Genomic DNA, 14,861 nt, shown 5'->3' on the forward strand with positions numbered 1-14,861 from the left:
ATCCCGCCTACTTCGGGGTGCTGATGGCCTTCATCCTCGGCATCGGGCTGCTGACGCCGCCGGTGGGCACCTGCCTCTATGTCGGCTGCGGGGTGGGCAAGGTCTCGATGGAGTCGCTGGTGCGCGCGATGCTGCCGTACTACGCGGCGCTGCTGGTAGTGCTGGTGATCCTGATCGCCTTCCCCGGCATCGTCACCTGGCTGCCCGACATCACCGCCGTGCGCGGCAACTGACCGGGAGCCTACCGTGACGGCAACTTCGCATCGCATCCTTGTCATGGGTGTATCCGGCTCGGGCAAGTCGCATATAGGCCGGCTGGTGGCCAAGTACCTGAGCATCGACTTCATCGACGGTGACCGCTATCACTCGCCCGGGAACATCGAAAAGATGGCCCGCGGCGTGCCCCTCACCGATGCGGATCGTCAGGAGTGGCTCGACACCCTGGCCGGCCTGTTTGACGAACATCGACGGCGCAATGAGTCGGTGGTGATTGCCTGCTCCGCACTGAAGGCCCGATATCGTGACATATTGCGCCAGGGGGACCCGGCGCTGTCCATTCTCTATTTGCGTGGCGGGCGCAAGCTACTGCTTGAACGTCTGTCCACGCGCCAGGGGCACTTCTTCAAGGGCGACAGCATGCTCGATAGCCAGCTGGCCGACCTGGAGCCCCCCGATGATGGCGAGGCGCTGGGTTTGGATATCTCGCTGCCACCCGAAACGATTGCCGGTGAATTCGCGCGTTGGCTGAGGCGGCATGAAATGTCGTGACGCCAGGCCGGCAATGATGTCGGGGCCTGAATGGTTTAAGGTATTCGGCGCTGAGCCGACCCTTGCTCAGGATATTCACCAGCACGCCGGGACGCCGTGAAGAAAAAACGCCCAACACTTCAGGATATTGCCGACCGAGTCGGTGCGACGAAGATGACCGTCAGCCGCGCCCTGCGCGACCCGACCACCGTCTCGGAAGGGCTGTGCGAGCGCATCTTCGCCGCCGCGGAGCAGGTAGGCTATATTCCCAACCGTGCCCCCGACCTGCTCTCCCGGGCGACGAGTCACTCCATTGGCGTGCTGGTGCCGTCGCTGACCAACCAGGTGTTCGCCGATGTGCTGGTTGGCATCGAGGCCGTGACAGAGCCGGCTGGCTACCACCTGATGCTTTCCCATTATGGCTACAGCCCGGAGCTCGAAGAGCGCAGCCTGGCATCACTGCTTTCCTATAATGTCGATGGTGTCATCCTTTCGGATAGTCAGCATACGACCCGGACCTGCCGAATGCTGGAGACAGCCGGTATTCCAACTATCCAGATCATGGATTCACGGACACCGCCGCTGCACCAGGCCGTGGGTTTCGACAATGTTCGGGCAGGCTATGACATGGTCAGCGAGATGATTCGACGAGGGCGACGGCATATCGTTTACCTTGCCGTCCGCCTGGACGAGCGAACCCGCCAGCGCGAGCAGGGCTACCGACAGGCAGTGGAAGAGCATGGCCTGCAACCCATCACCCTGCAGCGGAGCCAGCGTTCGTCATACAGCGTGGGTGCCGCGCTGCTCGGCGAGGTGCTCGACCAGTATCCCCAGACCGATGCGCTCTTCTGTACCAACGACGACGTGGCTGTCGGTGCCTATTTCGAATGTCTGCGCCGTGGTATCCGGGTGCCGGAGCGGATGGCCATCGCCGGCTTCCATGGCCACGACGTGGGGCAGGTGATGTCACCCCGACTGGCCAGTGTCATCACTCCGCGCCAGGCGATCGGAAACAGGGCCGCCAGTGAACTGCTCAAGCGCATTCGCGGTAATGCCATGGGCAAGGCGGTGATCGATCTGGGATACAAGGTCGAACCCGGCATGACGCTTTGAGAGTGCTTTGTTCCGGCAACGTCCAGAAAGTCGAATCAGCCCCTGGCACCTGCGTCTGTTTCTACAGGCCGGCGGGCCACAAGGGTAATCTCCACGTTCGAGTCACCGCTGAGCCGTGGCGATTCGGTGCAGGTCCGGGCTGGGTAGCGGTGGTCGTCGAAGAACTCGGCATAGGCCGCGTCCATGGTATGTATCGTATCCAGGTTGGTCAGGTGCACGTCCACCCGCACCGTGTCACTCAGGTTCCCACCGGCGAACTCCAGCATGCGTGCCAGGCGGCGCATGACCCAGCGGGTCTCTTCGGCAATGTCGCCGACCACGGCTTCGCCCCCCTGGATATCGGTGACCGTCAGTCCCGAGAGGAAGATATAGTCGCCGTCGATCACGATATGGCTGCCGGGAAAAACGGGTACGGCGAGAGTGGGGTCGTTGAGATATCGGTGCATATTGAGCTCCCCATGGTTTGCGTGCCTGTCTCACTATAGTTGGTCGGTCGCGGCCCCGTGTCAGCCAGCTGTCGTCACTTGATGTCGGTCAGCTATTGGCGGATAAACACTGACAACCTTTGCTGCGTCGCAGTATGCTGAATGGACCTGCCACACGGAGGATAATGGGCTTATGGACAGCAGTGACCAGATCGAAAACCGGACGTTCGACGAGATCAAGGCAGGCGACACTGCCTCGATCGAGAAGCGGCTCACGCTGGATGACATCAAACTGTTTGCCGTCATGTCGGGGGACATCAACCCGGCCCATCTCGACGACGACTTCGCCAAGAGCACCCGGTTTCAGGAAGTGGTCGCCCACGGTATGTGGGGCGGGGCCTTGATCTCCACCGTGCTTGGCACCGAACTGCCGGGGCCAGGTACGATCTATCTGGGTCAGACCCTGCGCTTTCTCAAGCCGGTGAGGCTCGGCGACGTGCTCCGGGTCAGTGTCCGGGCGCGTAGCAAGGATGAGCAGCGCAAGCGTATCGTCTTCGACTGTCTCTGCACCAACCAGAATGGCGACACGGTCATCGAAGGCGAGGCAGAGGTACAGGCCCCCACCGAGAAGATTCGTCGCACTCGCACCGTGTTGCCGCGGATTCGCATGGCCGAGCGGGCGCGATTGCATGAAATGCTGGCGGCAGCCGAGCACCCCGAGCCGGTCGATATGGCGGTGGTGCACCCGGTGGATGAAGTCTCGATCCTGGGAGCCGCCGAATCGGCTCGCCAAGGGCTGATCCGGCCGGTGCTGGTGGGGCCGGGGAGAAAGATCCATGCCGCCGCCGAAGCGGCCGGCATCGACATCGCCGAGTTCGAGGTGGTCGATGTACCCCACAGTCATGCGGCAGCTGCCGAAGCGGTCGCCATGACTCGCTCCGGGAGGGTAGGGGCGCTCATGAAGGGTGCGTTGCACACGGAGGAACTGCTGCACGAGGTGGTCAAGCGCGATACCGGTCTGCGGACCGAGCGCTGCTTGAGCCATGTGATGGCCTTCGACGTACCTACCTATCCTCGGCCACTGTTCATCACCGATGCTGCGATCAATATCTACCCTACGCTGGCCAACAAGATGGATATCGTGCAGAACGCCATCGACCTGGCCCATGCCCTGGGCAACGCCAATCCCAATGTGGCGATACTTTCGGCGGTGGAAACCGTCAATCCCAAGATCGCCTCGACCCTCGAGGCCGCGGCGCTATGCAAGATGGCCGAGCGGGGGCAGATACGTGGCGGGACGATCGACGGCCCGCTGGCCTTCGACAATGCCGTTTCCGAGGCTGCCGCGGCCGCCAAGGGGATCGTCTCGCCGGTGGCGGGGCGGGCGGATATCCTGGTGGCGCCCGACCTGGAGTCGGCCAATATGCTGATGAAGCAGCTCACCTATCTTGCCGATGCCACCGGGGCCGGTCTGGTAGTGGGCGCGCGGGTGCCCATTGTGCTCACCAGCCGCGCCGACGACGCCATCACCCGAATGGCCTCCTGCGCCCTGGCACTGCTGGTGGCTGAATACCATAAGCGGGAGCGCGGCTGATGCGAGAGATACTGGTCATCAACAGCGGCTCCTCCAGCATCAAGTTCGCCCTGTTCGGCGCCGTGCCGGAGGCCGAACCGAAGGACCTGCAGCTGCGCTATCGCGGCCACTTTGCCGGGCTCGGCAGCCAGGCCCGACTGAGCCTCAAGGATGGGGAGGGCGGCTCGCTGGACCCTGGCTTGGCCGGCCCTGCGCTGAGCGACGTGCCGGCCGATCTCGACCACGACGGGGCGCTGTCCAAGCTGTTGGCCTGGATCGAGGCGCACCCGAATCTTGGCGATATCGGCGCGGTGGGGCATCGCATCGTGCATGGCGGCAGCGACCACGTCGAACCAATTCGCCTCGACACCGGCGTGCTGGATGCCCTCGAGGCCCTGGTGCCGCTGGCCCCCCTGCACCAGCCCTACGGCCTGGCGCCGGTTCGTGCCCTGGCGGCACTTCGGCCCGACCTGCCCCAGGTGGCCTGCTTCGACACCGCCTTTCATGCCGAACAGCCCAGCGTGGCTCGAACCTTTCCCTTGCCGCGGCGGTATCGCGACGCCGGGGTGATCCGCTACGGTTTCCATGGGCTCTCCTACGACTACATCAACCGTACGCTGAACGACCGGATACAGCCGACGCATGGCGGCGAAGCAAAGGCGGGTAGGGTGATCGTCGCCCACCTGGGCAATGGCGCCAGTCTTTGCGCCATCCGCGACGGCAAGAGTATCGCCTCCACCATGGGTTTCACCGCCGTGGAAGGGCTGATGATGGGTACCCGAAGCGGCAGCCTGGACCCGGGTCTGGTACTGCACCTGATCAGGCAGGAGGGGATGGCGGCGGAAGCCGTCGAGCGGCTGCTCTACAAGGAGTCTGGCCTGCTGGGTGTCTCCGGTATCAGCGGCGACATGCGCGAGCTGTTGCAGAGCGATGCACCCGAAGCGGCCGAGGCTATCGAGCTGTTCGTCTACCGTATCGTCAGCGAAATCGGCAGCCTCGCCGCCGCCCTCGGTGGGCTCGACCACCTTGTGTTCACCGCCGGGATCGGCGAACGGGCCGCTCCGGTACGTGCTGCGGTGGTGGAAGGCTGCGAATGGCTGGGGGCAGTCCTCGATTCGGCTTCCAATCAGGCCGATGCCACTAGCATCGCGGCGGTAAACAGCCGGATGGGCCTGTGGGTGATCCCCACCGACGAAGAGCGCATGATCGGCTGGTACACCGCCGCTGAGCTGTTCCGCTGAGATTGGATGCAGGCCGGAATGGCCTGCATCCTCATGGGTCACCATTCGGGATTCATTTGCGACAGACGAAGTAATCGTTCTGGAAGTCATGCTCCAACTGATGGACTTCAATATCGCGAAAACCCGCCTCCTCCAGATAGGCAAGCGCTCTCTCGCGTCCCCACATGGTGCCCAGGCCTTCGCCGCCTTGGGCCAGGGATACCGTCATGCAGTGGCTTACTGAAACCGCATACAGCATGGTACCCAGCGGATGCTCCCGGTCGAGATGATGGTGGCTCGATGCATGGATGTCCTGCACCAGATAGATGCCATCTGGGGCCAAGGTACGGTGAATGCCCTTGAGCAGGCTGCGAGGCTTCGCTTGATCGTGAATGCCGTCGAAGGTAGTGACCAGATCGTAGGCGGCGGGCTCGGCCGTGATGTCGAAGTCGCTCAAGTCACGCACCTCGAAGGTGAGGTTGCCAAGGCCGGCTTTCTCGGTTTCCTGGCGCGCCCATGCGATGGCCTCCTCCGAGAGGTCATAGCCGACGAAGCGGCTGGTCGGATACCGCTCGGCCATAGCCATCAGCGCCCGTCCCCGCCCACAGGCGCAGTCGAGCACGTGAATGCCGCGATCGAGCCGTTCCGGCAGGCCTTCGGCCAGCGGAAGGATGCCATCGAACAGGGCTGGCAGGACGGTCTGAGCACTGTCGCTGGCCATGACCTCCTGAAAGCGGGGATAGCGCGAGTAGGGGACGCCGCCGCCCTCGTGGAAGCAGCGGACCACGTCATCCTCCACGTTGGCGAGGATGGCGATAAACTGGGAGTAGACGGCCAGGTTGACCGGCCCGGCGTTGGTGAGCAGCTGGGCGTGGGCCTCCGGTAGCCAGTAGTTGCCAGTCTGAGGGTCGTTCTCGACAATGCCGCTGGCTACCATGCCTCCCAACCACTCGCGTACGTAGCGTTCATCGAGTCCGGTACGTGCCGCCAGCGCCGAGCTGGTTTCCGGTGCAGCTCCAGCCATGGCCTCCAGCAGGCCGGTGCGATGGCCAAGCGAGAGCAGCAGCATCAAACCGCTTTCGTTGAGTGCCCGGACCAGCCGCTCCTCGAACGCATCGGTCGTGGTGGTGGCATCGGTGTCCATGGCGCCAAGGGTGTGAACGTCGCACATGGCCTCTCTCCTTCTGTTGCCTTTGTTATGGTTGATGCAAGGGCAACGTTACGACCAATGGAGCGACGCCACGCAAGTGTAATATGCCGAAATCGGGAGTTTTGAGCCATGAGCACAGATACTGCAAGCGCCGAGCCGTTGACGATCGCGCTTCTGGCCACGCCCGAAGCGACGGCTTCGACGCTGTATGGCATGTTCGACCTGTTTGGTTCGGCCGGGCGGGATTGGAATCTATTGATCCACGGGTGTATGGGAGAACCGCTCTTGCGTCCACTGATCGTCTCGAAGACTGGAGCAGGTTTTCGTGCGCCGAACGGTGCTTGGATCGAGCCCGACACCAGCCTTGAAGCGTGTCCGCCAATGACGGCGGCCTGCATACCGGATCTCCTGGTGGCACCCGATGAGTCGCTGACAGGACGCTATGGATCGGAGATCGCCTGGCTACGCGAATGCCATGCCCAGGGTGCTCTGCTGGCAGCAGCCTGTACGGGCGCCATGTTGCTGGCCGAGGCTGGATTGTTGGAGGGTCAGGAGGCCACGACTCACTGGGCTTATTGCGATGCGCTGGCGCGACGATATCCCCACGTGACGGTGCATCCCCATCGTATCCTCGTCGCCAGCGGGCAAGGGCAGCGGCTGATCATGGCCGGCGGCGGCACCAGTTGGTTCGATCTAGCCCTCTACCTGGTGGCGCGCCTGGTGGGTACCGACGAGGCAATGCGCCTGGCCCGTGTCCACCTCATCGACTGGCATCACGACGGGCAGCAACCCTATGCCGTGCTCAGCAGCTCACGACAGGTGGCGGACGCCTGCATCGCGCGCTGTCAGGTGTGGGTCGCCCAGCATTATGATTGCCACTCGCCCGTAGCCGGCATGGTGCAGGTCAGCGGCCTGTCGGAGCGCGCCTTCAAGCGGCGTTTCAAGGTGGCCACTGGCATGACACCGATGGACTACGTGCATACCCTGCGGCTGGAGGAAGCGAAACAGATTCTTGAACAGTGTGACGATCCCATTGAAGGAGTTGCCGAACAACTTGGCTATGCCGACCCCAGCTTTTTCCGCCGCCTGTTTAGCCGTCGCGTCGGGCTGACCCCCAGCCGATACCGGAAACGCTTTCGTGGGCTTAGGCTTCGTCTGTCATGACAATGTCGTTTGGCCTATACCGTCTGCCAGGGAGCGGCAGGAGGGTCGTGCAGCAGTTCCACCAGGATGCCCAGCGCCTTGGCCAGTGCTTCCTGGGATGGGGCGGCACTAAGGCACAACCGCAGCGCCTGGGGCGCGGGTTCGCTGCCGACGCAGAAGGGTTCGGCGCTGGTGACCAGTACATCGCGTCGTGCCAGAGCTTCCTGCAGCACTGCGCTGCGCTGCCCCTCCGGCAGCGGTAGCCACAGGTTGGCACCATGCGGGCGGCCGCCGACGGCGAAGCCGGCCAGTGTCTCCCGGGCCAGGCGCTGACGCTCCCCCAGCTCCTGCGTCTGCCAGGCAAGCAGCGTTCTGTCGTCCTCGCTCGCCACCCAGCGACACACGGCCTCGACCATCAGCGAGGGCACCATCCAGCTCTGGGCCCGCAGCGCCGCGGACAGGCGCTCGCGTAGCGCGGGCGGTGCCAGCAGGGTCCCGATGCGCAGCCCGCCGGCCAGCACCTTGGCGGTACTGAAGATGAACAGGGTGCGCTCCGGTGCCAGTTGATGCAGTGGCGTACCGCGCTCCTGTTCCGGCAGGTATTGAACGCCGTCCTCCAGAATCAGGACATCATGCCGGCGCGCCAGCTCGACAAGGCGTTCCCGGCGGTCCTGGCTGAGTACCGCGCCGGTGGGGTTGTTCTGGTCCGGCGTGAGATAGATCAGCCGGGGCGGCTGCTGGGCGCAGAGCCGGGCAAGGGCTTCCATGTCCATGCCTTCATCGTCCATGGGTACGCCCACCACCTTGAGGTACGATTGCTGGGCGGCGTCGAGTAACCCCGGGTAGGTGAGCACATCGGCGGCGATGCGTTCACCCGGTCGCGTCAAGGCCTGTAGCGCCAGGCTGATGCCATGCTGCCCACCCTGGGTGATCAGCAGCGCTTCGGCGTCGACAGGCATACCCAGGTCTGTCATCCAGGCGGCCAGCCGCTCGCGATGGGCCGGTATGCCGCGCTCGGACTGGAACTCCACCGCACGCTGAAGCACTTCGTCATCCATGGCGATGCCCTGCAGAGCCCTTCCCAGCGCCGCGGCACGCAGTGGGTGCGGCGGCGGCAAGCTGAGGCTGAGGTCGATCGTACGGGCATCCATGGGATGGCTGTGTCGCAGAGGACTCATTGGCGAAGCGTCGCCGTTGCGCACGTAGGTGCCACTGCCTACCCGGGCGATGACCCAGCCCTGGCGTTCGGCTTCGGCATAGCCCCGTGTCACCGTGCCAACGGTCACACCGAGCGTATCGGCCAGTCGTCGTTGGGGTGGCAGGCGCTGGCCGGGAGCCAGTTCACCGGTTTCTATTGCCCGGGCAATGGCATCGGCGATGCCACGGTAGCGGGGCCCCTGGGTTGTGATAGTGGGTTGCCATATTGTCATGGTGACAATAAAACCTTTGACGCCATAATTGTGCCCATTATGCTGAGAAGTGCGGGCAAAACCAACCAGCATGGGCAAAATTGTAGGGATACAAAAAATGGAAGCTTTGGCGTTACTAGGGCCGGCGGCCCTCTACATGATTTCCATGACCATCACACCAGGACCGAACAACGTGATGTTGACGGCGTCGGGCGCCAACTATGGTTTCATGCGCACCCTGCCGCACATCTTCGGCATCCTGGGCGGTTGTTTCCTGCTCTTTGCCGCTATTGCCCTAGGACTGGGGCTGGTCTTCGAGCGTTACCCACTGGTCCAGACGATGCTGCGTATCGTGGGTAGCGGTTACCTGCTCTATCTGGCATGGAAGATCGCAACGGCGCCACCGCCCGACCTGCGCCGTCGCGGCGAAGGGCAGCCGCTGAGCTTCTGGCAGGCGGCGGCCTTCCAGTTCGCCAATCCCAAGGCCTGGGTCATGGGCCTGGCGCTGATGGCGGGCTTCCTGCCCCAGGGCGGCGATACGGTCATGAATGCCTTGATGCTGGCGGGCTTCGCCGAGCTGGTGGCACTTCCCTGCATCGCGCTGTGGGCAGGGTTCGGCATGGCCATCGGCCGCTGGCTGCATACGCCACGGGCGTGGCGTGTCTTCAATGGCGTGATGGGCGGGCTTACCGCCGCCTGCGTCTACTTCATTCTGGCGTGATGTGTCGAACAGCCGGGAAAATGGTTGGGACTAACAATGGTTGGGACTAAAGGAACGGCTCCAGCTCCTCCCGGCTCATATTGCCTCCGGTAATCACCACCACGATATCCCCACGGGGCGGCAGTTCCACTGCCTTCTCGAGAAGAGCGGCGACACCCACGGCGGCGCCGGGCTCGGCCAACAGTTTGGCCTGGTAGATCAGGTGTTTCATGGCGTGGCGAATGGCACCTTCCCCTACACTGGCCAACGCCTGGGTATTGGCCAGGCAGAGCGGATAGGTGTATTCGCCGACCACCGCGGCGGCCAGGCTCTTGGCGCAGGTGTCCACTCGCTCCAGCGGAGCCGGTGCGCCGCCAGCCCAGGCATGGGCCATGCTGGCCGCACCGCTTGGCTCAACCCCGATCAGCGCGAGTTCGGGGCGCATTGCCGCCGTGACGACGCCAATGCCCGAGATCAAACCGCCTCCTCCAACGGGGCAGACAATGACCGATGCCTTGGGCGCCTGTTCGAGAATCTCCAGCCCGACAGTGCCCTGGCCGGCGATGATGCGCTCGTTGTCGTAAGGGTGCACCAGTGTCAGTCCGCGCTCCTCGACCAACTGATGCATCAGCGTCCAGGCCTCATTGATGTCGCCATGCAGTATCACCTCAGCCCCCAGCTCGCGGCTGCCTGTCACCTTGAACTGGCTCGCGTTTTCGGGCATCACGATGGTGACCGGGACACCCGCCTTGCGTGCCGCCCAGGCCAGGCCCAGGGCGTGGTTGCCGGCCGAGACGGCACCCAGGCCACCGGAAAGCTCGTCACGGGAGGCCGTTCGCACCCAGTAGAGTCCACCCCGCGCCTTGAACGAACCGGTGCGCTGGAAGAGTTCACCCTTGAGCCAGACGCGTCGCCCGAAGCGGTCGGACAAGGCGTGGTCGAGCAGCAGCGGCGTAGGAGACAGCATCGGAGCGATGGAGGCCCTTGCCTGCTGGACTTGCTGCAAGTGAATCATATCGATCGCCTACCCCTATGCGGATAACGAAAGCTGGGCTGTATAACTCAAGTTACGCCAGAAATATCAGGCTCCGCCTGGTAGTGAAAGAAAGTGAAAGTGAGCCAGACAGAGATCGGCAGTCAGGTAGAGAAAGGTCGTTGGGTAGAGAACGCTAAATCAGATAGTAAATGATTCCCGCCATTGTCGTTCCGGAGATCGCGAAGGCAATGAGCGCCAACAGGCCATCCCTGGCAATCAATGCGAGCCCGAACAGCGTGAGCGCCACCCCCGCTATGTTTACGGTGAAGGGCACGAACTCCATCGGCGGCATGGCCAGGGCGAGCAGCACACAAACTACCGCGATCAACTGCATGCTCGACTTGCCCACCATGAAGGAGAGGCGACGATACAGCATGCGGTCGACGAGGCGTGCGGGCTTGCGCATCCATTTCAGTCCCTTGCGGAGCTTGTCGCTGGATAATTTCCGATTGCGCAGCCAGCCGGGTAGCCAGAAGGTGCGACGCCCGATGAGCAGTTGAACGCAGACGAGTAGCGTAAAAAGCCCCATCAGCGAAGGCACCCCCGGGATGCCACTGATGATGGGCATCAGTGTCACCACGCCTGCCAGCAGCAGCAGGGGGCCGAAGGAGCGTCGGCCGGCGGCCTCCAGCACCTCGTCGAAGCTGATTTGGCCCGAAGGTGACTCAATTGCTTCGATGACAGCAATCAGCTCCGCCAGATTGCGGGGCTCCCTCGTCACTTCCTCGTTGTCTTCCCAGTCCCTTTCCATTCCGACTCCTTTTAATCTCACCCAGCATTCAGCATAGCCATTTCGTGGCGGTGGGCAGTACCCCGAGCCGGGGCTGTGTCTGTTGCGCCGACGAACAAGCGGCAGGCTACGTCCAGCGCGGGTCGGCGGTGAACGCCACGGTGAACCATCGCCGCTCAGGGGGGATGCTGAGCCCGGCGGCGATCTGTTCGCGAATCTCATCGAGCACGGTAATGCCGCTACCGCTGGCGAAATCGGGAGCGGTAACGATATGGATCTCGATGTAGTGGCCACGGCCGGCCTTGGCCACGTGGCTGAAATACTGCAGCAGGCCCTCGTGCTGCATGACCGGCTCCATGGCAGCATGTACCTCCCGGTCGGTATGACTGGGAGCGATCAGGAAAATTTCCTTCAGGGCGCGACGCACGATGCCGATGGGCACCGGCATGAAACAGAAGGTCAGTACCATCAGCAGCAGCGAGTCGACGTAGGGCGTGAGGTGGGCGTACGCCGTTTGCTCGAGCCCCAGCGCGATGGTAAAGGCCACCAGCAGCGAAGTTGTGATCAGTGCCGCCATCAGCCACCCCTGCATGTCGATTCGCACGAACTCCGAGTCCGCCCGGCGGTTGATGCGTCGCTGATAGGCGTACATGACGAAACAGGCGATGGCCACGACTACGGCATAGACGATGGCCACGTCGAAAGCGAGTTCGCGGCCTCCTTCCATCAGTCCTTGAGCGGCGTTCAGAAAGGCATAGAAGCACAGCAGCATCAGGATGCTGCCGTTCAGTGCGGCGACCAGTGGCTCCAGGTGCCAGTACCCGTGCTGGAAGCGCTGGCTGGCCTCGCGCATGGCCAGGCGGGCAACCACCAGCGCCAGTGCCGACATTGCCGCATCGATGGTTGAGAAGACCCCGTCGAAGAGGATAGATTGCGAGCCGGCAAGCAGGCCGAAGGTCACCCCCATGGCCGAAACCAGCAGGGTCATGAAGATGGAAATCTTGAGCGCGTGTTGCTCGAGGGAGGCTTGCATGATGGTTCTCTGATGCGGAAAACCGTCCATTCTAGCGCAGCATGGCAAGGCGGTCAGTGGACTCGATGGCATGTTCCTCGGTGATGTCGCGGTCAAGGTGCTGTCGAAACCGCACCTCCTCGTTCGAAGACACGGTGACATGCCCCAAGCTGTCAGCGAACGAACAGTGAACGACCAGCGCAAGGAGAATTGAACATGCCCAGCACTGTCCGCCTTCATCGTGTTTTCCAGGCGCCGCCGGAGCGGGTCTATCGTGCTTTCCTCGACCCGGATGCCATGGTCAAGTGGCTTCCGCCTAACGGCTTCACGGGCAAGGTTCACCACATGGACGCCCGCGTTGGTGGCTCCTACAAGATGTCTTTCACCAACTTCAGCACCGGCAACAGCCACTCCTTCGGTGGCGAATATCATGAGCTGATACCCAACGAAAAAATCTCCCACAGCGATATATTCGACGACCCCAACCTGGCGGGAGAAATGCAGGCGACCATTACCTTCAAGGCGGTCTCCTGCGGCACGGAGGTGAACATCGTGCAGGAGGGGATACCCGATAACATCCCGGCGGAAGCCTGCTATCTCGGATGGCAGGAGTCGCTTATTCTGCTGGCGAAACTCGTCGAGCCGGATATTCCCGATGGCCCATGAGCGCGTTAAGTTAAATACGTTAAGTTAAATAGACGAGCAGTACCGGGGCCGGCTGTGGGTAGCCTGCGGTCGATCCCGGTGATGATACCAAACGCCGTCTCGCAAGCTCTCGACCCCTCAATTTATTGCCATCCGTGCCGATAGACAGGAAACAAGCGTCCTGGCGGGGCGCTGCTATCGCATGGGGGGCAGTGCAATGAAACATCTATCCATCAAGTGGAGCCTGACGGCAGCGCTGGCAGCGCTGGTGCTGATGATCGGCCTGATCAGCGGCCTGGGCTTCTATTCAAGTGCCGCCAGTGAGGATGCGCTGCACGAGCTGGCGGAAACCAACGTCAAGCTCTCAAACCTGGCAAACCGCGGCCAGGTAAACGTGCTGCGGGCGCAGACATTCCTGGATCGCTTCGCCTCTCACAGCGCACAAGGTAACCCCGATCTTGGCCGAGAGAACCAGGAAATGGCGGTGGCGGCCGTGGCGGCTGCTCAAGAGCGTTTCGACGAATTCCATCAGATCCCCATTGACCCTGCCGATAGTCGGGCACCCTTCATCGCGGCCATTTCAGAGGCATACGATGCCTACGTGAACGAGGGAATGGTGCCTCTGCTGGATGCTGCGCCGTTCCTGGTGCAACGCCGGCAGGACGAGCTGGCCGAACTGGGAGCCGGGCTCGACGATGCCATGGAAGCTTTCATCGACTACAGCGAGCAGCGGGGCGATGCCGCCATAGCCCAAGTGGAAACCCTGGGCAACCGGATAGGAGCGGTTGCTATCGGCCTTCTGGTCGTGGCGTTGGTCGCCGCCTTCCTTATTCGCCTCGCCATGATTCGTGTGGTGGTCACCCCGCTGCGCGAGGCGATCGCGCATTTCGAACGCATCGCCGATGGCGATCTGACCGCACGCATCGAGGAACGTGGCCGCAATGAGATCGGCCAGCTCTACAGCGCACTTGGGCGCATGCAGGAAAAGCTCAAGACGCTGGTGGTCTCGCTGCGTGACAGCAGCGAAAACGTCTTTACCGGAGCCGGTGAAATTGCCTCGGGTAGCCAGGACCTCTCATCGCGCACCGAGCAGCAGGCTTCTGCCTTGCAGGAAACCGCTTCAAGCATGGAGGAGATGGCCTCCACGGTGAGCAAGAATACCGAGACAGCCATCGAGGCCGACCGTCTATCCGCTTCCGCCTCACAAACCGCCGAGGCCGGCGGCCAGGAGGTCGAGCACACCGTCAAGCTCATGCGGGCTATCTCCGAGAGCGCCAAGCGCATCAATGAGATCATCGGTGTCATCGACTCCATCGCCTTCCAGACCAACATCCTGGCATTGAACGCCTCGGTGGAGGCGGCGCGGGCCGGTGAGCAGGGCCGCGGCTTCGCCGTGGTGGCCAGCGAAGTACGTTCCCTGGCCAGCCGCAGCGCGGAATCGGCCAAGGAGATTCGTGGTCTGATCGAAGCCACCACCAGCCAGATCACCAGCGGTGCCGAGCAGGCCGAGCGCAGTGGTGAAACCATCAATGCGACCGTCGACTCGAGCCGCCAGGTGAGTTCCCTGATGGCCGAAATTTCCACCGCCACGCGGGAGCAGAACAGCGGTATCGAGCAGATCAACGCGGCGCTGACCGAGATGGATTCGGTGACTCAGCAGAACGCCTCCCTGGTACAGCAGACCAGCGCTGCCGCCGCTTCGCTGGAGGATCAGGCACGCAGCCTCTCCGCGTTGATTGCCACCTTCCGTGTCGACGAGAAAGCCGCTCCAACAGCGGCGCGGTTCGCACACCAGGCCGATGCCCTGGGGGAACAACAAGGTGGCAAGGCGAAAGAAAAACCTGACCAACCGCAGCTCGCTCGGCTGGCTGACCCCAAGCCGACGGGTTCCCGCCAGCGATCAACGGTGGAAGAGGAGTGGAGCGAATTCTGACGCTCTCCTCAACCCTCGGAGAGCC

The 14,861-nt window shown here is 62.8% G+C and carries 15 protein-coding genes; 9 read left to right on the top strand and 6 right to left on the bottom strand.

Annotated elements, in window-relative coordinates; translation table 11 throughout:
• From DU505_RS19190 to gntR, 3 genes are all read left to right on the top strand, one after another.
• A partial coding sequence (locus tag DU505_RS19190; RefSeq protein WP_147273107.1) for a TRAP transporter large permease subunit occupies positions 1-233 on the top strand: 233 nt, incomplete at its 5' end.
• A 13-nt stretch (positions 234-246) separates the two neighbouring features.
• Positions 247-768: a gluconokinase gene (locus DU505_RS19195; RefSeq protein WP_114480580.1), complete on the top strand. Its 522-nt coding sequence runs from the start codon at positions 247-249 to the stop codon at positions 766-768.
• 96 nt (positions 769-864) lie between these two features.
• The gene (gene gntR / locus DU505_RS19200; protein ID WP_114480581.1) at positions 865-1,860 is read left to right on the top strand and encodes a gluconate operon transcriptional repressor GntR; all 996 of its coding nucleotides are present in this window, start codon (positions 865-867) and stop codon (positions 1,858-1,860) included.
• Between the two features lie 35 nt (positions 1,861-1,895).
• Here the strand turns inward: gntR and DU505_RS19205 are convergent, their stop codons facing one another.
• Entirely contained in the window at positions 1,896-2,306 is a 411-nt protein-coding gene (locus DU505_RS19205) for a RidA family protein (RefSeq protein ID WP_114480582.1), read from the bottom strand.
• Positions 2,307-2,478: 172 nt separating this feature from the next.
• On the opposite strand from DU505_RS19205, the gene DU505_RS19210 reads away from it, so the two are divergent.
• Together DU505_RS19210 and DU505_RS19215 are read left to right on the top strand one after the other, a co-directional pair.
• Positions 2,479-3,879: a bifunctional enoyl-CoA hydratase/phosphate acetyltransferase gene (locus DU505_RS19210; RefSeq protein WP_114480583.1), complete on the top strand. Its 1,401-nt coding sequence runs from the start codon at positions 2,479-2,481 to the stop codon at positions 3,877-3,879.
• Positions 3,879-5,099, top strand: coding sequence for an acetate/propionate family kinase (locus DU505_RS19215; RefSeq protein WP_114480584.1), 1,221 nt, complete (start codon positions 3,879-3,881; stop codon positions 5,097-5,099). Before DU505_RS19210 ends, DU505_RS19215 begins: the two co-directional genes overlap by 1 nt.
• Before the next feature lie 52 nt (positions 5,100-5,151).
• Here DU505_RS19215 and DU505_RS19220 read toward each other — a convergent pair whose 3' ends face one another.
• Positions 5,152-6,249 carry a class I SAM-dependent methyltransferase gene (locus DU505_RS19220; protein WP_245948082.1) on the bottom strand — a complete coding sequence of 366 codons (1,098 nt, stop codon included), beginning with the start codon at positions 6,247-6,249 and terminating at the stop codon, positions 5,152-5,154.
• Between the two features lie 108 nt (positions 6,250-6,357).
• On the opposite strand from DU505_RS19220, the gene DU505_RS19225 reads away from it, so the two are divergent.
• Entirely contained in the window at positions 6,358-7,392 is a 1,035-nt protein-coding gene (locus DU505_RS19225; RefSeq protein ID WP_114480585.1) for a GlxA family transcriptional regulator, read from the top strand.
• A 14-nt stretch (positions 7,393-7,406) separates the two neighbouring features.
• On the opposite strand, the gene DU505_RS19230 is transcribed toward DU505_RS19225, so the two are convergent.
• Entirely contained in the window at positions 7,407-8,801 is a 1,395-nt protein-coding gene (locus tag DU505_RS19230; RefSeq protein WP_114480586.1) for an aminotransferase-like domain-containing protein, read from the bottom strand.
• Between the two features lie 97 nt (positions 8,802-8,898).
• Here DU505_RS19230 and DU505_RS19235 point away from each other — a divergent pair, with 97 nt between their 5' ends.
• Positions 8,899-9,501, top strand: a complete 603-nt coding sequence (locus DU505_RS19235; protein ID WP_114480587.1) for a LysE family translocator — start codon at positions 8,899-8,901, stop codon at positions 9,499-9,501.
• A 46-nt stretch (positions 9,502-9,547) separates the two neighbouring features.
• On the opposite strand, the gene DU505_RS19240 is transcribed toward DU505_RS19235, so the two are convergent.
• From DU505_RS19240 to DU505_RS19250, 3 genes are all read right to left on the bottom strand, one after another.
• The gene (locus DU505_RS19240) at positions 9,548-10,495 is read right to left on the bottom strand and encodes a threonine/serine dehydratase family protein (protein ID WP_114480588.1); all 948 of its coding nucleotides are present in this window, start codon (positions 10,493-10,495) and stop codon (positions 9,548-9,550) included.
• Positions 10,496-10,649: 154 nt separating this feature from the next.
• Complete coding sequence (locus DU505_RS19245) at positions 10,650-11,267, bottom strand: exopolysaccharide biosynthesis protein (RefSeq protein ID WP_114480589.1); 618 nt, start codon at positions 11,265-11,267, stop codon at positions 10,650-10,652.
• 106 nt (positions 11,268-11,373) lie between these two features.
• On the bottom strand, positions 11,374-12,279 hold the full coding sequence (locus tag DU505_RS19250) for a cation diffusion facilitator family transporter (protein WP_114480644.1): 906 nt from the start codon (positions 12,277-12,279) through the stop codon (positions 11,374-11,376).
• A gap of 195 nt (positions 12,280-12,474) precedes the next feature.
• Here DU505_RS19250 and DU505_RS19255 point away from each other — a divergent pair, with 195 nt between their 5' ends.
• Both DU505_RS19255 and DU505_RS19260 read left to right on the top strand, forming a co-directional pair.
• Positions 12,475-12,924, top strand: coding sequence for an SRPBCC family protein (locus DU505_RS19255; RefSeq protein WP_114480590.1), 450 nt, complete (start codon positions 12,475-12,477; stop codon positions 12,922-12,924).
• Positions 12,925-13,120: 196 nt separating this feature from the next.
• A complete protein-coding gene (locus DU505_RS19260) occupies positions 13,121-14,836 on the top strand; it encodes a methyl-accepting chemotaxis protein (protein ID WP_114480645.1) in 1,716 nt (571 codons plus the stop codon).
• Positions 14,837-14,861 lie beyond the last annotated feature (25 nt).

It is taken from the genome of Billgrantia montanilacus (assembly GCF_003336675.1).
Lineage (GTDB): Bacteria > Pseudomonadota > Gammaproteobacteria > Pseudomonadales > Halomonadaceae > Halomonas > Halomonas montanilacus.

Bases quoted from the DNA above. Each gene is read 5' to 3' on its own strand.
- DU505_RS19230 (WP_114480586.1), bottom strand. From the start codon at position 8,801: ATGACAATATGGCAACCCACTATCACAACCCAGGGGCCCCGCTACCGT.
- DU505_RS19250 (WP_114480644.1), bottom strand. From the start codon at position 12,279: ATGCAAGCCTCCCTCGAGCAACACGCGCTCAAGATTTCCATCTTCATG.
- DU505_RS19255 (WP_114480590.1), top strand. From the start codon at position 12,475: ATGCCCAGCACTGTCCGCCTTCATCGTGTTTTCCAGGCGCCGCCGGAG.
- DU505_RS19225 (WP_114480585.1), top strand. From the start codon at position 6,358: ATGAGCACAGATACTGCAAGCGCCGAGCCGTTGACGATCGCGCTTCTG.
- DU505_RS19260 (WP_114480645.1), top strand. From the start codon at position 13,121: ATGAAACATCTATCCATCAAGTGGAGCCTGACGGCAGCGCTGGCAGCG.
- DU505_RS19235 (WP_114480587.1), top strand. From the start codon at position 8,899: ATGGAAGCTTTGGCGTTACTAGGGCCGGCGGCCCTCTACATGATTTCC.
- DU505_RS19205 (WP_114480582.1), bottom strand. From the start codon at position 2,306: ATGCACCGATATCTCAACGACCCCACTCTCGCCGTACCCGTTTTTCCC.
- DU505_RS19240 (WP_114480588.1), bottom strand. From the start codon at position 10,495: ATGATTCACTTGCAGCAAGTCCAGCAGGCAAGGGCCTCCATCGCTCCG.
- DU505_RS19220 (WP_245948082.1), bottom strand. From the start codon at position 6,249: ATGTGCGACGTTCACACCCTTGGCGCCATGGACACCGATGCCACCACC.
- DU505_RS19210 (WP_114480583.1), top strand. From the start codon at position 2,479: ATGGACAGCAGTGACCAGATCGAAAACCGGACGTTCGACGAGATCAAG.
- DU505_RS19215 (WP_114480584.1), top strand. From the start codon at position 3,879: ATGCGAGAGATACTGGTCATCAACAGCGGCTCCTCCAGCATCAAGTTC.
- DU505_RS19245 (WP_114480589.1), bottom strand. From the start codon at position 11,267: ATGGAAAGGGACTGGGAAGACAACGAGGAAGTGACGAGGGAGCCCCGC.